This is a genomic window from Ferrovibrio sp., assembly GCF_041906005.1.
Classification (GTDB): Bacteria; Pseudomonadota; Alphaproteobacteria; order Ferrovibrionales; family Ferrovibrionaceae; genus Ferrovibrio.
Genome location: NZ_JAYRJY010000001.1, coordinates 61636 through 79025, shown reverse-complemented (window position 1 = coordinate 79025; position 17390 = coordinate 61636). Strand labels below are relative to the sequence as shown.

The 17390-nt window shown below is 61.9% G+C and carries 19 protein-coding genes and 2 tRNA genes; 12 read left to right on the top strand and 9 right to left on the bottom strand.

Annotation, left to right across the window (positions count from 1 at the left end):
- Nucleotides 1–33: 33 nt before the first annotated feature.
- The 3 genes from ACE3OO_RS00395 to ACE3OO_RS00385 all read right to left on the bottom strand — a co-directional run bounded on the left by ACE3OO_RS00395 (nucleotide 34) and on the right by ACE3OO_RS00385 (nucleotide 2205).
- Nucleotides 34–795, bottom strand: coding sequence for a LuxR C-terminal-related transcriptional regulator (locus ACE3OO_RS00395; protein WP_374298519.1), 762 nt, complete (start codon nucleotides 793–795; stop codon nucleotides 34–36).
- Nucleotides 796–1055: 260 nt separating this feature from the next.
- The gene (locus tag ACE3OO_RS00390; protein WP_374298517.1) at nucleotides 1056–1682 is read right to left on the bottom strand and encodes a LysE family translocator; all 627 of its coding nucleotides are present in this window, start codon (nucleotides 1680–1682) and stop codon (nucleotides 1056–1058) included.
- A 79-nt stretch (nucleotides 1683–1761) separates the two neighbouring features.
- Nucleotides 1762–2205 carry a helix-turn-helix domain-containing protein gene (locus ACE3OO_RS00385; protein ID WP_374298515.1) on the bottom strand — a complete coding sequence of 148 codons (444 nt, stop codon included), beginning with the start codon at nucleotides 2203–2205 and terminating at the stop codon, nucleotides 1762–1764.
- A gap of 86 nt (nucleotides 2206–2291) precedes the next feature.
- Between ACE3OO_RS00385 and ACE3OO_RS00380 the strand changes: the two genes are divergently transcribed.
- Both ACE3OO_RS00380 and ACE3OO_RS00375 read left to right on the top strand, forming a co-directional pair.
- Nucleotides 2292–2777 (top strand): DUF2938 domain-containing protein, encoded by a 486-nt coding sequence (locus tag ACE3OO_RS00380; protein WP_374298513.1) that lies wholly within the window; start codon nucleotides 2292–2294, stop codon nucleotides 2775–2777.
- Between the two features lie 31 nt (nucleotides 2778–2808).
- Nucleotides 2809–3033, top strand: coding sequence for a DUF2798 domain-containing protein (locus tag ACE3OO_RS00375; RefSeq protein ID WP_374298510.1), 225 nt, complete (start codon nucleotides 2809–2811; stop codon nucleotides 3031–3033).
- 137 nt (nucleotides 3034–3170) lie between these two features.
- Here the strand turns inward: ACE3OO_RS00375 and ACE3OO_RS00370 are convergent, their stop codons facing one another.
- From ACE3OO_RS00370 to ACE3OO_RS00360, 3 genes are all read right to left on the bottom strand, one after another.
- Nucleotides 3171–5651 carry a cation-translocating P-type ATPase gene (locus ACE3OO_RS00370; RefSeq protein ID WP_374298508.1) on the bottom strand — a complete coding sequence of 827 codons (2481 nt, stop codon included), beginning with the start codon at nucleotides 5649–5651 and terminating at the stop codon, nucleotides 3171–3173.
- 12 nt (nucleotides 5652–5663) lie between these two features.
- Nucleotides 5664–6110, bottom strand: a complete 447-nt coding sequence (locus ACE3OO_RS00365; RefSeq protein ID WP_374298506.1) for a universal stress protein — start codon at nucleotides 6108–6110, stop codon at nucleotides 5664–5666.
- 230 nt (nucleotides 6111–6340) lie between these two features.
- Nucleotides 6341–6415, bottom strand: a tRNA-Asn gene (locus ACE3OO_RS00360).
- A gap of 122 nt (nucleotides 6416–6537) precedes the next feature.
- Between ACE3OO_RS00360 and ACE3OO_RS00355 the strand changes: the two genes are divergently transcribed.
- The 8 genes from ACE3OO_RS00355 to ACE3OO_RS00320 all read left to right on the top strand — a co-directional run bounded on the left by ACE3OO_RS00355 (nucleotide 6538) and on the right by ACE3OO_RS00320 (nucleotide 13276).
- A complete protein-coding gene (locus ACE3OO_RS00355; RefSeq protein WP_374298504.1) occupies nucleotides 6538–6954 on the top strand; it encodes a PaaI family thioesterase in 417 nt (138 codons plus the stop codon).
- A gap of 226 nt (nucleotides 6955–7180) precedes the next feature.
- Nucleotides 7181–7648, top strand: a complete 468-nt coding sequence (gene rplM, locus ACE3OO_RS00350) for a 50S ribosomal protein L13 (protein WP_374298502.1) — start codon at nucleotides 7181–7183, stop codon at nucleotides 7646–7648.
- Between the two features lie 2 nt (nucleotides 7649–7650).
- Nucleotides 7651–8139: a 30S ribosomal protein S9 gene (gene rpsI / locus ACE3OO_RS00345; RefSeq protein ID WP_374298500.1), complete on the top strand. Its 489-nt coding sequence runs from the start codon at nucleotides 7651–7653 to the stop codon at nucleotides 8137–8139.
- Nucleotides 8140–8273: 134 nt separating this feature from the next.
- A complete protein-coding gene (locus ACE3OO_RS00340; RefSeq protein WP_374298498.1) occupies nucleotides 8274–8828 on the top strand; it encodes a hypothetical protein in 555 nt (184 codons plus the stop codon).
- Between the two features lie 2 nt (nucleotides 8829–8830).
- Nucleotides 8831–9373 (top strand): hypothetical protein, encoded by a 543-nt coding sequence (locus tag ACE3OO_RS00335; protein ID WP_374298496.1) that lies wholly within the window; start codon nucleotides 8831–8833, stop codon nucleotides 9371–9373.
- 141 nt (nucleotides 9374–9514) lie between these two features.
- Complete coding sequence (locus ACE3OO_RS00330; RefSeq protein WP_374298494.1) at nucleotides 9515–10072, top strand: hypothetical protein; 558 nt, start codon at nucleotides 9515–9517, stop codon at nucleotides 10070–10072.
- On the top strand, nucleotides 10065–10643 hold the full coding sequence (locus ACE3OO_RS00325) for a hypothetical protein (RefSeq protein WP_374298492.1): 579 nt from the start codon (nucleotides 10065–10067) through the stop codon (nucleotides 10641–10643). The genes ACE3OO_RS00330 and ACE3OO_RS00325 overlap by 8 nt, the downstream gene beginning before the upstream one ends.
- Nucleotides 10644–11068: 425 nt before the next feature.
- Nucleotides 11069–13276, top strand: coding sequence for a methyl-accepting chemotaxis protein (locus ACE3OO_RS00320; RefSeq protein ID WP_374298490.1), 2208 nt, complete (start codon nucleotides 11069–11071; stop codon nucleotides 13274–13276).
- A 20-nt stretch (nucleotides 13277–13296) separates the two neighbouring features.
- Here ACE3OO_RS00320 and ACE3OO_RS00315 read toward each other — a convergent pair whose 3' ends face one another.
- From ACE3OO_RS00315 to ACE3OO_RS00305, 3 genes are all read right to left on the bottom strand, one after another.
- Nucleotides 13297–14481 (bottom strand): VWA domain-containing protein, encoded by a 1185-nt coding sequence (locus ACE3OO_RS00315; protein WP_374298489.1) that lies wholly within the window; start codon nucleotides 14479–14481, stop codon nucleotides 13297–13299.
- Between the two features lie 41 nt (nucleotides 14482–14522).
- Nucleotides 14523–15368 carry an AAA family ATPase gene (locus ACE3OO_RS00310; protein ID WP_374298487.1) on the bottom strand — a complete coding sequence of 282 codons (846 nt, stop codon included), beginning with the start codon at nucleotides 15366–15368 and terminating at the stop codon, nucleotides 14523–14525.
- A 128-nt stretch (nucleotides 15369–15496) separates the two neighbouring features.
- A complete protein-coding gene (locus ACE3OO_RS00305; protein ID WP_374298485.1) occupies nucleotides 15497–16030 on the bottom strand; it encodes a MarR family winged helix-turn-helix transcriptional regulator in 534 nt (177 codons plus the stop codon).
- Between the two features lie 273 nt (nucleotides 16031–16303).
- Between ACE3OO_RS00305 and ACE3OO_RS00300 the strand changes: the two genes are divergently transcribed.
- Both ACE3OO_RS00300 and ACE3OO_RS00295 read left to right on the top strand, forming a co-directional pair.
- Nucleotides 16304–17236, top strand: a complete 933-nt coding sequence (locus ACE3OO_RS00300; protein WP_374298483.1) for an RNA polymerase factor sigma-32 — start codon at nucleotides 16304–16306, stop codon at nucleotides 17234–17236.
- 77 nt (nucleotides 17237–17313) lie between these two features.
- Nucleotides 17314–17390, top strand: a tRNA-Asp gene (locus ACE3OO_RS00295).

Genomic DNA, 17390 nt, shown 5'->3' with positions numbered 1-17390 from the left:
CGGTATTTTTTCCGATGACGGATGGATGGAGGTTCAGCGGCCGGTATCGGCGTCGCGTTCCAGCAGGCGCAGGGCCAATGACGCGGCCTGGGTGCGGTTGAACACCTGCAGCTTGGCGAAAATCTGCCGCAGATGGGCCTTCACGGTCACTTCCTGCACGCCCAGGCGGATGGCGATGGCCTTGTTGGAATCGCCCTGGCTGACCCATTTCAGCACTTCGCGCTCACGGTCAGTCAGCGCGGCCAGGCGCGGATCGGCCGGTTCGCTGGGACGCGGCAATACGCCATCCTCGCCGATATCGGCCTCCTGCCGCAGCAGGCGCAGCAGCTCGCGGTCGTCGGCGCCGTTGCGGGCGCGGTCGGTCAGGCTGGCGAATTTCGCCGCCGCGATGTAGCTGGGGAGGAATTCCTCGTACAGCCGCAGCGCCTTCACCACGGTGAGGATCATGCTCTGCTGCGTGATCTCGGTCTTTTCCTTGTAGTCGTTGATGCCGTGGTTGGACACCACGGTCAGCGGCGGCGCCTGGCCTGGCTGGCCGGTGCGGATCACGATCTGGGTCGACTTGTTGGCCAGATCGTTGCGGATGTAATCGACCAGCGCCAGCCCGGCATGCTCGGTCTCCATCACAACATCCAGCAGCACCAGCGCCGTATCGGGATGTTCGCGCATCACGTCGCGCGCCTCGGTGGCGGAATAGGCGCTCAGGAAGCTGAGGCCGCGTTTGCGGTAGTTAAAATTGCGGAGCAGCAGCTTGGTTAGGGAATGGACGTCTGGCTCGTCGTCGACGATCAGCACTTTCCACGTCCGCCGTTCCGGCGACGAGCCGTCGGTTGGCCCGCCAGGAGGTCGGGTTTCAGCAATGAAGTTCAGCGAGTTTTCCGCCACTGGGGTCCGTCTCCCGTGTCACGCGCATAATAACCGATAGTTTGACAAACCGGAACGTGTAGACGGCATGACTTTCGGAGAAAGCGGCGGATTTAATGAAAACGGGGCCGATGCATGATGCGCAGCGATTTTCAAGACATAACTTATTGTTTATAAAAGACTATATTTGATCACTGCAGGCGGGTGGTCAGCAGCTTCACGCCGGCATAACCAAAGGCCAGGGCGAAGGTCGCCTCGAACCAGCGGCGCAGGCGCATATAGCCGCGCGCCACCGGCGGGCTGGAAAACAGCAGGGCATAGCCATGGAAAACCAGGGCGCTCTGGACCGCCACGGCGGTGATGATGACCAGCAGCGTCGATGGCGCGGCATGGGCCGGCACGCCCACGGCATAGAGCGAACCGAAGAACAGGATCGCTTTCGGATTGGTCAGATGCAGGCCCAACCCGGCGGCATAAGCGCGTTTCCAGGTCGGGTTCGCCAGACCTCTGGGCTGAATCTCGCCCGGCGTCAAAGCCGACTTCGCCGATTTCACGGCCAGGAAGACCAGATAGCCGGCGCCGCAATAGCGCAGCAGCTCGAACACCCAGGCATTGGCGAGCATCACCGCACCGAGGCCGAAGGCGGCGGCCGTCGACCACATCAGCGATCCGGTGCTGATCCCGGTGGCGACGGCGAGGCCATATCTGCGGCCGGCTTTCATCGATGTGCCGGCGATGGTGACGGTGGCCGGGCCGGGGCTGGATGTTGCCATCAGCGCGGCCAGCAGGATGAGAGGCAGGTTGATCTCGTTCAGCATGACATAAATCTGGTCGGGCCCGCTGCATAAAGGCAAGCACAGAGATGTAACGCTACAATGCCGCTATGCCCTTCTGCCCCTATGTTTTGTGGGGGCGTCGGTTCGGTTTGCCCTTGTCGGGTGCGGTAAGTCGCCCGGCACCGGCTACCCGGACCAGCCGGCGGAAACTGGGGCATTCCATGTGGCTGGGCGCCTTGCACACGGCGGCATGGCGCAGGCCGTCCCGCATCGCGGCCAGGTGCCGGATGGTGCGGTCCAGTTCGTCGGCCTTGGCGTTTAGTGTCTCGCGCCGGATGTTTACCCTGCCATTGGGGCCGAACATCGCGGCGATGTCTTCCAGACTGAAGCCGGCCGTGCGGCCCAGGGCGATCAGGGCCAGCCGCTCCAGCACATTCGGCTCGAACAGGCGCCGCAGGCCGCGCCGGCCGACCGAAACGATCAGGCCCTTTTCCTCGTAAAAGCGCAGGGCGGAGGCGGGCAGGCCGGAACGCTGCGCAACTTCGGCGATATCGAGCAATTGCATGCTTGACCTCAAGTGAACTTGAATTTGTAGGGTAGCGCCATTCCCGGCTGAAGCAAGCCCGGACCGAACCGCAAAAGGTGAATGAAATGTCAGAGGTTATGTTGCGTATTGTCGTCGTCGGCGCTGGCGCCACGCTGGCGATGGATCTGTGGGGCCTTGTGCTCCGGCGCGTCTATGGCGTGACCGGGCTGGATTACCGGATGGTGGGCCGCTGGCTCGGACATCTGCCGCGCGGGGAGTTTCGCCATGCCGGCATCGGCAAGGCGCCGCCGGTGACGGGAGAGGCCGTAATCGGCTGGGCCGCACATTACGCCATCGGCATCATGTTTGCCGCTGGCCTTGTTGCGGTGTTCGGCACCGGCTGGCTACAGGAGCCCACGATCATGCCCGCCCTGCTGACCGGACTGGTCACCGTGGCCGCGCCATTCCTGGTGATGCAACCGGCCTTCGGCATGGGCATCGCTTCATCGCGCATGCCCGACCCGACGGCGTCGCGCCTGCGCAGCCTGATCACCCATCTGGTGTTCGGCACCGGACTCTTCATCGCCGCCCGGCTGACGGCGATGCTGTGAACGGCTTCTCAAACCTGAAAGGAAAACACAGATGATCTCTCCCCGATTTGCACCCGTTGTCTTCGGCTTCGTGCTGTCTGCCCTGATGTCGTTCATCGTCTCGGGCATTGCCACGTTGCGCACCGCCGGATTGGTTGACGGGTTTGCCGGCTTGTGGGTATCGGCCTGGTTGCCGTCATGGCTGGTGGCTTTCCCAGTCGTGCTGGTGGTCGCGCCGGTGGCGCGGCGCATCGTACAGGGATTGGTGAGGGCGTGAATATCTGAACCGATGATGCGGCTGGCACGAACGCCGGCCGCATCGCGGTGGATACATTGCTCTCCAAAGCGATTGTTCTCGATGAAGGGGCCGTCGGTCCGGATGATAGCCAGTCTGCCAACAGCGGTGAGGTTTGCCTAGTTGGCGGCGATCAGGGTTCTGCGGATCAGGAAGGCCGGCAGGCTCGAGGCTAGCGCCGCACCAATCGTCAAAAGCAGGTCGTCTATGTGCAACACAGCAAGGTGCAGAGATTGCGCAAACGCTGGCGTCAACACTATCGCCAGCGTGGAGATGGCAACAGCCACAGCGATCACCCGCATTGCCTGCGTCGCAAAAGCGCTAAGGATCGCGGCGCAGGCAACGCTGCCCAGAACGAGCAGCACGAGGCTGATGCTCCGGGCATATCCGGCGTCATGGCCCGCCGCCAGAGCGGCCGCATAGGCACCGAACACAAGAGCGGTGATGAGAAATCCGCCTCCGCTGATGGCGAGCCATTGCCGGGGCGTGAAGAATGCCTCGCGTCTTGGTGCCCCAAGCTTTTTCAGCCCCGCCATGCCATCGGTGCCATCCGGTGCCGGTAATTGGAAGGCCAGCATCGCCGTTGGATGGATTATGAGTTCAAGCCAGACAATATGGACCGGCAAGTAGAGAAGCGGATATCCCAACAGCGGGATAAGGGCGGCGGTCACCACAAATGGGATGTGGACCGCTATGAGCCACGCAAAACAGGCACGCAAATTGCGAAACAGCTGTTGTCCTTCGGCAATCGCAGAGACGATGCTGCGGAAGTTGTCATCCAGAAGTACGATCGATGCGATTTCCCGGGCGCTTTGTGTGCCGCGCTGTCCCATCGCAATGCCGGTGTCTGCGGCCTGCAGGGCGGGCACATCGTTGACGCCATCTCCTGTAACAGCGACGACCTCGCCCCGCTGTTGAAGGTGGCGAACCAGATCAAGCTTTTGTGCAGGAACAGCGCGAGCAACGATATCAACATCCTGCGTCAACCAGGTCGGGTCGCTGTCTGCGGCGACCAGTCGCTTGCCAAGGCCAAGCCGTTCGGCTATCGCCAAGGCCGTTTGCGGATGGTCTCCCGTGACCATGATCACGCGAATTCCTGCTGCACGCGCGGCCGACACGGCGGCGGCGGCGCCCTGACGCAATGGATCCTCGAAAGCCAGCAAGCCGGCAAAGCGGAAGGGCAGATTGGCATCCGAGATCTGGCCGGATGCGATGCCGTCGCCAGCCATGCCTTCTGATACCCTGGCCACGGCAACGGCGATCACCTTATGCGCCAAAGCCGCCTGACCCGCGATAATGCGCAGCCAGTGGCTCATATCCAGTGATGCGTCCGCGTGGCACATGCCGATCACGGTCTCCGGCGCGCCTTTGGTAACGGCAAAAATCCGTCCTGCTTCGTCCCGGCAGAAAGCCGTTTCCCGGCGCCGGTCCTCCGTGAAAGGGATGCTGTGGACCCTGATTTCCGTCGGCGTTGCCGAAGCTGCAAGTATGGCGACGTCCAGGGGGTCGCCGCTCTCTGACCGGCTTGCCAGCGCCGCCAGGGCGGTTAGCCGTGGCTCTGTCACGCCATTCTGCTGCGCGGGCAGAGCGGCGGTCAGGCGAAGTCGTCCTTCGGTGAGCGTGCCAGTTTTATCGCTGCAAATCACCGTGGTTCGCCCGATGCTTTCGACCACCACGGCCCTGCGCACCAACGCGTTCCGTCGCGCCATACGATAGATGCCGGCGCCAAGGAAGAAGGAGAAAACGACCGGGAACTCTTCTGGCAAGGCGGCGATTGCGAGTGTCATCGCACTGGTAAGGGCATCGACCAAACCAAAGCCCTGCATCCAGCGGACTGCCGCCAGCAGCAGGCAAAGCCCCAGGGCCGCCACCAGCAACACGCCAACCAGTTTCGAGATCGCCTGTTGCAGCGGTGTATGGGCATGGCTGCCGATCCGGGCAAGCCTGACGATTTCCCCGTACATTGTTGCCGTGCCTGTGAAAGTCACCAGCAGATGCGCCTCGCCGGTGAGCAGCCGCGTGCCGGCCTTGCCCCAATGGGCGTCATCTATGCCATGACCGCCTTTTAGGGCAAGAATGGCAGGAAGCGTTTTTTTCGCCACTGGCCAGGCTTCGCCGGTCAGCGCCGATTCATCAATCTGTATGTTGCTTCCGCTTGCGAACAGGCCATCGGCCGGGATGCTGTCACCCGCCTGAAGCAGCACCAGATCGCCGGGGACAAGGGAAGCTGTTCGTACCATCTGGTCGCGCTCATCGCGCCATACCCGGCAATGATCGGCTATATGGCCGTGTAGACTTTCGCTGGAGGCCTGCGTGCGAAGGTGCAGAAAAGCGTCCATACCCAGCAAGGGCAGGATGGCGACAGCAAGGATGACAGCTTCAAAATGATCGCCCAGGAAGAAGAACAGCAGCGATGAGACGACCAGGAACCACAACATCGGATCGCGTGCCGTATCGGCAGCAAGCACGGCCAATCCATGTCGGCCGGATTCGATGACGATATTCTCGCCAAACTGCTTGAGCCGAGCGGCAGCGTCGATACTGGTAAGACCAGTTCTGCCGCAAGCGGCCAGCCGGTCGTCAGGCAGGGCGCGGTGCATCAAGCGGTGGCGTCAGCCGGCCGCTGCCTGGGCCGGTGGGCGAAGCACCAGGACCGAACAGGTCGCGTGCCGCGCGACATAGGCTGCATTTGGTCCGATCAGATAGTCCTTCATCTCCGGCCGATGCGAGGCCATGACAATGAGGTCGGCGCCGCACTCGCCGGCTTCGGCAAGGATCTCGCCGCCAATATTTCCCAGTCGTACGGCCTGACGGATGGGCAGGTCCTGCGTCGCGAGAGGTGTGACAATCGCGGCCAAAGCCCGGCGGGCCCCGGCTACGGCTTCCTCCATCTGGAAGGCGAGATATCGGCTTTCAAAAAACGAACTTGTTTCCCGGACCACAGTGGTCACTGTCAGGGTTGCGGCATTCTGACGGGCCAATGCGATGGCCTCGGGTAGCACCGGCTCCCAACTTGAGGGATGGGCAAGATCGATTGGAACAAGAATTGACCGGAACATTGCGATTTCCCCAAAGCCAAAAACCAGGTTTTTGCCGTGCCAGAAAATTTACTGGATCGGCAGGACGCCTGTCTCGGTGGAAAGCGTTTTCTTTTCTGTATCGGGTGCGATTGACGCAACCGTCAGATGCGGTGCCGATCGCGCGATCCGGTGAATGGACCGAACCGCTGTCACAGGGCAAGATCGGACTTATCGGAGTTGAAGCACAACAGTGAGCCATTTTGAAAGAATGGCTCCCAGGGAGGGATTCGAACCCCCGACCGGGCGGTTAACAGCCGCCTGCTCTACCACTGAGCTACCTGGGATCAGTGCGGCGCGCAAACTAGCGACCCGGGCCCCCGACCGCAAGACCTCGTGTTCAAAAATTTCACGGCCCTTTTCCGTGTCTTGCGCCAATGCTAAGCGGGAGAGGGGAGGAGCCCGCAGCATGAAAATGGACAAGGCCGAACTGGCCGCCTTTTTGGACCGTGAATTTCCGCAGATGGCGCCGCTGCGGATGCGAATCGAGCATTGGGACGGCATGACCCTGCGCATGGCCATGCCGATCGGCGAAGCTCAGTTGCGCCCCGGCGGCACGGTGTCGGGCCCCACCATGATGACTCTGGCCGATTGCGCGGCCTATCTGCTGCTGCTGGGCCTCATCGGTCCGGTGGCGCTGGCCGTCACCACCAATCTGAACATCAATTTCATGCGCAAGCCTGGCCCGGGCGATCTGTTGGCCGAGGCCAGCATGCTCAAGCTGGGCAAGTCGCTGGCGATCATCGAGATCGGGCTTTTTTCCGCCGGGGTGGACGAGCCGGTGGCCCATTCGGTGCTGACCTACGCCATCCCGCCGGCGCGATAATACCGGCCGGACGGCAGAAAATGCAGATTGCGCAGCCAAGGGCAGGCCTGAATTTTAGATAAGTGGTTGATTTTATTGCAATGATGTGGCGGTAATATAATACCGCAATATAAACTATTGATTTATATGGGTGGAAAGGGTTTGACAGCGCGCCAGAAATCGCCATAGTGCGCGCCGATCCGATCGCCGGTCCGCCGGCGGTTATTTCTACCCGTTAGGAAGTCCGATGAAGACCTACAACGCCAAAGAGTCCGAAGTGGACAAGAAGTGGGTGCTGATCGACGCCGATGGCCTGGTTCTGGGCCGCCTCGCGTCGCTCATCGCCATGCGTCTGCGCGGCAAGCACAAGGCGATTTTCACGCCGAACGCCGATACCGGCGATCATGTCGTGGTGATCAACGCCGAGAAGGTGCGCGTCACCGGCCGCAAGGAACAGCAGAAGGTATTCTACTGGCATACCGGCCATCCGGGCGGCATCAAGGGCCGTTCGGTGGGCGAGAGCCTGTCCGGCCGTTTCCCCGAGCGCGTCATAATGAAGGCCGTCGAGCGCATGCTGCCGAAGGAGAGCCCGCTGGCTCGCCGTCAGCTCACCAAGCTCAAGGTCTACAAGGGCCCGACGCATCCGCATGAGGCACAGCAGCCGGTGAAGCTGGATGTCGCCGCGCTCAATCCGAAGAACAAGAGGAACGACTGATCATGGCCGAGGGACGTACACTCGCCGATTTGAGCAAGGCCGACGCCGCCGCCAAGGCTGCCGTGGCCGCCAAGGCCACTGGTGAAGAGCGCAAGCTCGACAAGTTCGGTCGTGCCTACGCCACCGGCAAGCGCAAGGATGCGGTTGCCCGCGTGTGGATCAAGCCCGGTTCGGGCAAGTTCACCGTGAACGGCAAGGAAAGCAACGACTACTTCGCCCGTCCGGTGCTGCGCATGCTGCTGCAGCAGCCGCTTGTGGTCACCAACCGGGTCGGCCAGTTCGACATCATGGCCACCGTCGTCGGCGGCGGCCTGTCGGGCCAGGCCGGTGCGCTGCGCCATGGCATCTCGAAGGCCCTGACCTATTTCGAGCCGGGCCTGCGCCCGGCCCTGAAGGCCCAGGGCTTCCTGACCCGCGATCCGCGCGTGGTCGAGCGCAAGAAGTACGGCAAGCCGAAGGCCCGCCGCAGCTTCCAGTTCTCGAAGCGTTAAAAATTCCCGGACCGACGGTCCGGTGCAGAACGGGGCCGGGACACAATCCCGGCCCCTTTTTTACGCCCGGTTAACGATACCGGGCGGATTCTCGCTGTGGAATTTCCCTGTTCTCCGCCCTGTATCCTGACATCATGACGCTGACCGATGCCTTTATCCTGGTGATTCCCGCCCTGCTGCTGCTGCTGGCTGCTGGCGGTCTGGCACCGCATATCGAGCGCATGGCCTATTATCTCCATGACGCGGGCGACCTGCGCAGCATCAACGGCATGTCGCCGGTGCAGTTGGAAACCCGTCACGGCGAATGCCGGCGCGAGCAGGAGCGCCTGCGCGTGCTGGTCGCCGACATGGACGATCACATCGAGGGCCTGCAACGCGAACGCGCCAATCTGCTGGGGCAGGAGCGGGCGCTGGCCGATGTGACCGCGAATTTCGTCGCCGAGGCCGGATATCCCACCGTCGGCGCGCTGGGCTATTTCATCAAGCTGGAAGGCCCGTCGAAAGAGATGCCCTTCGCAGGTCTGGCCTCGACGGCCACAGCGCTGAGCGGCCGGCGCCAGGTACGGCTCGTTACCTGGGGGCTGGCGCAGCTCGAGGCGCAGAACTTCGCCATGAACTGGGCCGGCGATGGCGCGCGGCTGGTGGCGGTGCGGCCCTTCGAAGGACGCCTGCTCTGGCACGAGGCCTGAAGATGCCCGATCTCGTTTCCATCCTCGCCATCATCATCATCCTTGCGCTGGTCGGCCTGACGCTTGCGATCGTGATCGACCGTGGCCGCATGGGCTGGGCGCGGGCCGCTGCCGAAACCACGGCACGGCGCCGCCAATACGAGGATATGGCCGAGCGCATCCAGCATATGGAGCGCGTGATGGAGGAGCAGAAGGCCGATCTGGTGAACAAGGAAGGCAAGGCCGGCGAACTGGCGCGCGAGATACAGAAGATCAAGGCCGAACTCGACAATCGCGAGCTGCCGTTCCGCTATACCACCGTGCCGATCGCCAGTGGCGACATGTATGGCCCCACCTGGCGTTTCGTGGCGCGCCAGCCGGCCCTGGCCGAAGGCGCGCCGGCCGATCACCCCGCCGCCCAATGGGATTCCGGGCGCACCTATATCGTCGCCACCGTCAACCAGTCCGAGGCGCGGTCGGTGATGGACCGCCTGTTGCCGCGCCATCGCGGCTTCACCATCGTCGCGGTTGGCGCCATCGTCTCCAACGCGCCCACGGCGAACTAGGATTGGTGCCGCTTTTCCAGGCATTTTCTGCGATTTATGGTTAAAAGCAGCCCTAGGCGAGTCGCCGGCAAATGATCCGTTGATTTGGTCCGGCCTTTGCCCGACAGTCATCCCCAGGGGAAAACTTCTGGGGCTCGCGGGATGGATCCCGTCGATATCGTTTTTGCGCTGCTGCCGTCGCTGCTGATGTTCTTCGCCGTTTCGCTTGGGGCCAACAGCCTGGAGCGCTACGTATTCAATTATGCGCGCGGCCGTTTTGAACTCGACCGCCTGGCGGCCGATGTCGAACAGACGCGGGCGCGCATCAACACGATCCGCGTCGAGTATGACGATCTGCTGGAAGCCAAGGCCGAGCAGGAACTGCGTCTGGGCGAGCGGCAATCGGCCTATGGTTCGATCATGGCGCGCGAGGTGGAATTCAGCGATCCGCGCAACATGGTAGTTTACGAGATCGGCATCCCGAAACCGCGCATGACCGGCTGGTATGTGAAGGCGATCGGCCCGGAAATGCACGAGATGTTCAGCGGTCCGGGCTCCACCGTCTGTCCGTTTCCTGGCCGGCGGGCCGCGCGGCTGGTGATCTGGGGGTTGCCGAACGAAGAAGCCGTCCGGCTGCGCGCCAAGAAGACGTTCGGCGCGTTGTCGGAAATCATGGTGATCCGGCCTTTCGACGGCAAACTGCGGCTAGGCGATGCCTGAGATATCGCTTCCGCAATTCATCGGCATCCTGGCGGCGGCGGCCAATATCGGCATCGCGCTGATGATCATCATCCTGCTGGGCGAACGCTCGCATGCGGCCTGGACTAGGGTGCGTCTGCGCGCCGAGGAATTCATTGCCATGAAGGCCGAGTTGGAAGTCGCCGCCACCGAGAGCGAGCGCGCGGTGCAGCAGTTGCGCGACGATATCGCCACCCTGCAATCCCAGGTGCAGCGCGCCGAGCAGGATATGGAAGCCCTGCACAAGCGTCATCGCGAGACAGACTTGCCGGCAGGGTATACGGCCACCCCGGTTGATATCGTAGACCGGCGTTACCGCACGTGGCGGGTCGTGGTGCGCAACCCGGATCTGGGCGCGGATGCCGGTTCGTTCAGCCATCCGGCGCATCGCTGGATCGAGGGGCGTCTGTTCGATGTGCCGGCGCCGAACATGGAATATGCCGTCGAGATGATGCAGGCCCGTTTCCTGGCCCGCGACGGCTACAGCGTCGAACCGGCGCGTGATCCCGGCAGCAGGGATGTGAAAGACGCGCTGTCAGCCGAAGTGGGCTGACCCCGTATAAACGCTCCCCCTGGACAGGGCCCCCGGGCCCTTATTCCCGCCAGATTTACACTTCATTGTATGCAATAAGAAAATTGATATTGCTCAATTATTATTCTTTTTGTGCTTAAAATAAGCGGATTTGGCGGTACTAAAATACCGAAAAACACAGGTTGAACAGCCAGCAATTCTATTTCTGATACCGGTAAAATCCCCCGCATATCCAAATAATATAAGCAAAATCAATATTTTATTTTTTCAACATATAGATGTAGTATGAAAAATGGATATACAATATCGAATCGATAATAATTAACTAAAATGCACAGAAAGTGTGCTGGGGAGAAAGCATGACTATTCGCGCACGTTTAATGATTTTGTTGAGCGTGATTTCACTCGTTCTTGTTGGATTGACAGCCTGGCTGGGCGCCGGAGTGATGAGCGAACTTTCGGATGTTCGGCGCAGCGAGAAGATCAACACCATCGCCGCAGCCTTCATCGGCGCGGCCAAGCACCTTGCCGTCGAGCGTGGACTGAGCAATGGCGCGCTGGCCGGACAGGCCGCTGCCAGCGGCCAGACTTTGGCTGCGATTGGGGCAGAGCGCGAAAAAAGCAGCGCACTGATGCGGGAAGCACAGGCTGTGCTGAAGGGGCTGCCGCATTCCAAGACCGTGGACGAACGGATGACGCAGACCCAGGCCCTGCTGGCTGCAGTTGAGGCCCTGCGGCGCACCGCCGAGGCAGAAATGGCCAAACCGCTGGACCAGCGATCGCCCGAAATCGCTCCGCGACTGGTCGCCCAACTCACGGAACTGATCGACATGTCGCAATTGCTGCGGCGTGCGGTTGAGGAAGATCTGGAATCAGCTCGTCTTGATCTGAAGCGGTTGCAGGGCATTGCCCATCTTGCCTGGGGCATTTCGGAAAACATTGGCCGTGAACGCGCCTACGTGAATGGCCTGATTGTGGCAGGGCGTCCGGTTGGTCCGGAACAGGCTGCGTTCCTTGCCGGCGTGCAGGCCAGGATCGACCTGCTGTGGCCCGAACTCGACATGATGGTCGCCATGATGCCGGCCGAGGCGGCGCTGGTGAAAGGTGTAAACGAAACCCGGCGGGCCGTGATGGACCGGTTCGCAGCAACACGCCAATCCGTGGTTGCTGCCGGCAGGGCTGGGCAACCCTATCCAATGACGGCACAGCAATGGTTCACTGAGGCAACGGCCGCCATCGATACCGTGCTGGCCCTGTCGGCCCTGGCCGGCGAACGTGCAAATGCCGTGGCCCACGATCTCACCGTCACGGGCATGATCGGACTTGGTTTTGCCGTCGTGGTTGGCCTTATTGCGCTGGCCCTGATCGGTATCGCATTCATCGTTTCGAACCGGCAGATTTTGCGGCCGATTGCCGAGATGACGACCTGCATGCGCAGCCTGGCTGAAGGAAAATACGATGTCGCGGTTCCTGGCGTCGGCCGGTCTGACGAAATCGGCGGTATGGCCGGCGCCGTGCAGGTATTCAAGGACAACGGCATCGAGAACGAGCAGCTTCGCCGCAATGTCGAAAATGAACGGCAGCAGCGTGAACGGGATCGGGCCGAGCAAGAGGCTATGCTGGACCGGTCGGTGGGTGAGGTCGTTTCTGCCGCGGCGGAAGGCAACCTGACCACCCGGATCGACACTTCGACGCTGGCGGGCGTGATGAAAAAACTGGGAGAGGGCATCAATGTGCTGCTCGGCTCGGTCGCCAAGGCCATCGATGAGGTCGGGCATGTCGTTGCCGGTATCGCATCGGGCGATCTGACCCGCCGGGTAACAGGCGAATATCACGGCGTGTTTGGACAACTGAAGGACAATGTGAACCGGGCCAGCGAAACCTTGGCCGACACGGTGCGCCACATCAGCGAGGCGACCGATACCGTGAGCCGCGCTTCCGGCGAGATTTCGGCCGGAAGCCAGGATCTTGCACAGCGTACCGAAAGCCAGGCTGCATCAATCGAAGAAACGGCAGCATCGATGCACGAGATCACCACGACGGTGAAGCAGAATGCCGACAGTGCCCAGGCCGCCAACCAACTGGCGACGACGGCGCGCGAAACCGCCCAGAAGGGCGGCGAGGTGGTCCGCGAGGCGGTTTCGGCGGTGACGCAGATCGAGGAAAGCGCCCGCAAGATTTCCGACATCGTGGGCCTGATCGACGAGATCGCTTTCCAGACCAACCTGCTGGCGCTGAATGCCAGTGTGGAGGCGGCGCGGGCAGGCGAAGCCGGCAAGGGCTTCGCCGTGGTAGCGCAGGAGGTGCGCGCCCTGGCGCAACGTTCTGCCAACGCCTCGAAGGAGATCAAGGCGCTGATCCAGGAATCGAACGCCCAGGTGAAGACCGGGGCCGGACTGGTGAACCAGACGGGCGCGTCGCTGACCGAGATCGTTTCCGCCATCAAGAAGGTGAGTGATATCGTGGCGGAAATCGCCGCCGCCAGCCGCGAGCAGGCGACGGGTCTGGAACAGGTCAACACCGCCGTCGGTTCGATGGACGAGATGACCCAGCGCAACGGCGCGTTGGTGGAAGAAACCTCAGCGGCGGCCCAGGCCCTGAACGGTCAGGCGGAACAGCTGGCCGATCTGGTCCGGCAATTCAGGATTCGCTGATCAGGGTGAGCTGAACCGCGTCAGCGGTTCAGCTCACGCATCCCGCGTTCCAACCCTTCCAGGGTGAGCGGGAACATGCGCTGGCCCATGATCTGGCGGATCACGCCCACCGAAGGCGTGAAGTCCCAGTATTTTTCCTGCACCGGATTGAGCCAGATCGCCTTCGGATAAGCATCCAGCAGGCGTTGCAGCCAGATCGCGCCGGCTTCCTCGTTCCAGTGCTCCACGCTGCCGCCGGGCTGCACGATCTCGTAGGGGCTCATGGTGGCATCGCCGACGAAGATGATCTTGTATTCGTGCTGATAAGTGCGCAGCACCTCGTAGGTGGGCAGGAATTCGCTGTGGCGGCGGCGGTTGTCCTTCCACAGCTTCTCATAGACGCAGTTGTGGAAATAGAAGAACTCCATGTGCTTGAACTCGGCGCGGGCCGCCGAGAACAATTCCTCGGTCACGCGGATATGGTCGTCCATCGAGCCGCCGATATCGAACAGCAGCAGCACCTTCACCTTGTTGTGCCGCTCGGGCACCATCTTGATATCGAGGTAACCGGCATTGGCCGCCGTCGACTTGATGGTGTCGGGCAGGTCGAGTTCCAGGTCGGCGCCCTCGCGGGCGAACTTGCGCAGGCGGCGCATGGCCACCTTGATGTTGCGGGTGCCGAGCTCGACGGTGTCGTCCAGATTCTTGTATTCGCGCTTGTCCCACACCTTCACGGCGCGGCGGTTGCGCGATTTGTCCTGGCCGATGCGCACGCCCTCGGGATTGTAGCCATAGGCACCGAAGGGGGAGGTGCCGGCGGTGCCGATCCACTTGTTGCCGCCCTGATGGCGTTCCTTCTGCTCCTCAAGGCGTTTCTTGAGAGTCTCCATCAGCTTGTCCCAGCCACCCAAAGCTTCGATCTGGGCTTTTTCTTCCTCGGTCAGGACCTTCTCGGCCAGCCTGCGCAGCCATTCCTCGGGAATCTCGGCCGTGATTTCGTTGCCGGCACCGATAAACGACAGGCCGTTGAAGCACTGGCCGAACACGCGGTCGAACTTGTCGAGATTACGCTCGTCCTTCACCAAGGCAGAGCGGGAGAGGTAGTAGAAATCCTCGACGCGATACTCGGGCACGCCCTTGTCCATCGCCTCGATCAGCGTGAGGTATTCCCGCAAAGTGGCGGGCACCTTGGCCTTGCGCAATTCGAGGAAAAAATTGATGAACATGGCATCCTCCCGGCGGGGCTATGTCCTAGCCGCGCTCGTGCTTAACCACGCTCCCGGCGGGCGATGAAGGCCAGCCGCTCGAACAGATGCACATCCTGCTCGTTCTTGAGCAGCGCGCCGGCCAGCGGCGGGATCAGCTTGCCCTGATCCTTGGTGCGCAGAGCATCGGCCGGCAGGTCTTCCGCCATCAGCAGCTTGAGCCAGTCGAGCAGTTCCGACGTGGAAGGCTTTTTCTTCAGGCCCGGCGTCTCGCGGATGTCATAGAAGACATTCAGGGCATCGCGCACCAGGTTTTTCTGCACGCCCGGATAATGCACTTCGACGATTTCTTCCATCGTCTCGCGTTCGGGGAAGCGGATGTAGTGGAAGAAGCAGCGGCGCAGGAAGGCGTCGGGCAGTTCCTTCTCGTTATTCGAGGTGATGATCAGGATCGGGCGCACGGCCGCCTTGATCGTCTCGCCGGTCTCGTAGACGAAGAATTCCATGCGGTCGAGCTCGAGCAGCAGGTCGTTGGGAAACTCGATATCGGCCTTGTCGATCTCGTCGATCAGCAGCACGGGGCGCTGCGGCGCCGTGAAGGCTTCCCACAGCTTGCCCTTCTTGATGTAGTTGCGGATGTCCTTCACCCGTTCGTCACCGAGCTGACTGTCGCGCAGGCGCGAGACGGCATCGTATTCGTACAGGCCCTGCTGGGCCTTGGTGGTCGACTTCACATGCCAGGTGAGAAGCGGCGCGTTCAGCGCCTTGGCGATCTCGATCGCCAGCACGGTCTTGCCGGTGCCGGGCTCGCCCTTCACCAGCAGGGGACGCTCGAGCGTGATGGCGGCATTCACCGCCACCTTCAGGTCATTGGTGGCGACATAGGACTCGGTACCGGTGAACTTCATGCGACGTTTCCCAGACTTTTCTGTGGAGGCTGTGATCAGCCCAGAACGCTAGGTCGCACACGGCATCAGTGCAAGCCGTGACGTTACGTCAAGCCTGCGGCAGGCGGAGATGCAGCCTGCGATCCGACCTAGCTGACGGTCTTGTAATTGATGCAGATTTTCGACTTCTCGTCGCCGTCGATGGTTTCGCCGGTCGAGCCGCAGGTACCGTCCGCGGCATCCAGGCTGCCATTGCCGGAATTCACGCAGAACAGCGAGCATTCCTGGCAGACGCCGAAACCGCCCACCTGATGGCGGGCCTGCAGGTCGTGCAGCAGGCGGGTGAGGCCCTTTACCATGGCGCCGCCGAGTTCCTCGGCGATTTCCTGGCTGGCCTGTTCAAGGGTTTGCATCGGGTCTTTGGCCAGCATCGCCTGGCCAGCCTCGGTGAGGCAGAGGTCCACCTGGCGACGGTCGCAGGTTTTTTTGCAGCGGGTGATCAGGCCCTTGTTTTCCAGGGCGATCAGGGTCTGGGAAACTGTGCCTTTGGTGGCACCGAGATATTCGGCCAGGGCGGTAGGCGAGCGGGAGTATTTGTTGGCCTGGGCTATGAAGCGCAGGGCTTCCCATTGGGCCGGGTTCAGCCCATCGGCGAACTGCAATTCGCGAGTGAGGCGGCCCAAGCGATCCAATAGAAGGATAACCCTTTGAGCCAGCGCGTCTTTTTCACCAGGAAAGGGGCCGGAGAGGGGAGCGGTGCCCGGCTGTTTGGCCGTGGCGAGCGACGGTGCGGTGACAGGCATCACAGTTTTGTTTCGACTCGCTATTAAGCCTTGCGGCGGGTGGGCGGCGAGGCGTAGGATTTGGTCGTATCGACACGATACCAAAAGCCCCCGCCCGGTCGCCGACACATAATGGTAGTGCAGCGCAGGGTGAAAGTCGATGGAGGACGTACAATGACCATCGCGCGTGCCCCCCGGACTCTCGATAGTGCCGACCGGCGCTACCTCTCGACCGTCATGACCAAGGCCATGCTGTCTGAGGAAGAGGAATTAAGCCTTGCGCGCCGCTGGCGCGTTGATGGAGATCAAAGAGCGATGCAGAAGCTGGTGACGGCTTATCTGCGTCTTGTGGTCGCCACCGCCGCCCGTTTCCGTAATTACGGCTTGCCGATGCCCGACCTGATCCAGGAGGGCAATATCGGCCTGATGCTGGCCGTGAACCGCTTCGATCCCGAGCGCGGGGTCCGGTTTTCGACCTATGCGTCCTGGTGGATTCGCTCCTCGATCCAGGAATATGTGCTGCGCAACTGGTCGATCGTGCGCTCCGGTACCTCGGCCGGCCAGAAGGCGCTGTTCTTCAATCTGCGCTGGCTGCGCGCCAAACTGGAACGCGCCGGCGGCGGCACGCTGACGCTGGACAACGCCACCCGTGACGAGATCGCCACCGCGCTCAAGGTTTCGCCGAATGACGTGACCAACATGGCCCAGCGCCTGGCGGCCCGCGACCATTCGCTGAACGAAACCGTCGGCGGCGAGGAGGGCGGCGACGCCTTCCAGGATTTCCTGGTCGATCCGGGCCCCAATCCCGAGGAAATCGTCACCAGCAAGATGGATGGCGGCCTGCGCCATGTGTGGCTGACGGAATCGTTGAGGGAACTCAGCCCGCGCGAGCAGCTCATCATCGTCGAGCGCATGCTCAACGATGAGAAAGCGACGCTGGAAGAACTGGGCGGTCGGCTGGGCGTGACCAAGGAACGCGTGCGCCAGATCGAGACCAAGGCTTTCCGCAAGCTGCAGGGCGCGGTGCAACGCCGTGCCCGTCAGGCCGGCGAAAAGCTGGTCGGCAAACTGGAAGGCCTGACGGCCTTCGAGCCCACCCACGCATAAATCTGCCGGAATTGCGCTGACGGCCCGGAGCCGTGCTTGACATCGGAAGGGGCGAAGGGTAAACCGCCGCCTGCCGCGGGGGTGTAGCTCAGTTGGTTAGAGCGCCGGCCTGTCACGCCGGAGGTCGCGGGTTCAAGTCCCGTCACTCTCGCCA

Excerpts from the sequence above, each read along its gene's own strand:
- ACE3OO_RS00370 (WP_374298508.1), bottom strand. The coding sequence starts at position 5,651 with ATGCACCGCGCCCTGCCTGACGACCGGCTGGCCGCTTGCGGCAGAACT.
- ACE3OO_RS00375 (WP_374298510.1), top strand. The coding sequence starts at position 2,809 with ATGATCTCTCCCCGATTTGCACCCGTTGTCTTCGGCTTCGTGCTGTCT.
- ACE3OO_RS00335 (WP_374298496.1), top strand. The coding sequence starts at position 8,831 with ATGCCCGATCTCGTTTCCATCCTCGCCATCATCATCATCCTTGCGCTG.
- ACE3OO_RS00365 (WP_374298506.1), bottom strand. The coding sequence starts at position 6,110 with ATGTTCCGGTCAATTCTTGTTCCAATCGATCTTGCCCATCCCTCAAGT.
- ACE3OO_RS00355 (WP_374298504.1), top strand. The coding sequence starts at position 6,538 with ATGAAAATGGACAAGGCCGAACTGGCCGCCTTTTTGGACCGTGAATTT.
- ACE3OO_RS00315 (WP_374298489.1), bottom strand. The coding sequence starts at position 14,481 with ATGTTCATCAATTTTTTCCTCGAATTGCGCAAGGCCAAGGTGCCCGCC.
- ACE3OO_RS00325 (WP_374298492.1), top strand. The coding sequence starts at position 10,065 with ATGCCTGAGATATCGCTTCCGCAATTCATCGGCATCCTGGCGGCGGCG.
- ACE3OO_RS00330 (WP_374298494.1), top strand. The coding sequence starts at position 9,515 with ATGGATCCCGTCGATATCGTTTTTGCGCTGCTGCCGTCGCTGCTGATG.
- rpsI (WP_374298500.1), top strand. The coding sequence starts at position 7,651 with ATGGCCGAGGGACGTACACTCGCCGATTTGAGCAAGGCCGACGCCGCC.
- ACE3OO_RS00390 (WP_374298517.1), bottom strand. The coding sequence starts at position 1,682 with ATGCTGAACGAGATCAACCTGCCTCTCATCCTGCTGGCCGCGCTGATG.
- ACE3OO_RS00310 (WP_374298487.1), bottom strand. The coding sequence starts at position 15,368 with ATGAAGTTCACCGGTACCGAGTCCTATGTCGCCACCAATGACCTGAAG.
- ACE3OO_RS00385 (WP_374298515.1), bottom strand. The coding sequence starts at position 2,205 with ATGCAATTGCTCGATATCGCCGAAGTTGCGCAGCGTTCCGGCCTGCCC.
- ACE3OO_RS00380 (WP_374298513.1), top strand. The coding sequence starts at position 2,292 with ATGTCAGAGGTTATGTTGCGTATTGTCGTCGTCGGCGCTGGCGCCACG.
- ACE3OO_RS00320 (WP_374298490.1), top strand. The coding sequence starts at position 11,069 with ATGAGCGAACTTTCGGATGTTCGGCGCAGCGAGAAGATCAACACCATC.
- rplM (WP_374298502.1), top strand. The coding sequence starts at position 7,181 with ATGAAGACCTACAACGCCAAAGAGTCCGAAGTGGACAAGAAGTGGGTG.
- ACE3OO_RS00300 (WP_374298483.1), top strand. The coding sequence starts at position 16,304 with ATGACCATCGCGCGTGCCCCCCGGACTCTCGATAGTGCCGACCGGCGC.
- ACE3OO_RS00340 (WP_374298498.1), top strand. The coding sequence starts at position 8,274 with ATGACGCTGACCGATGCCTTTATCCTGGTGATTCCCGCCCTGCTGCTG.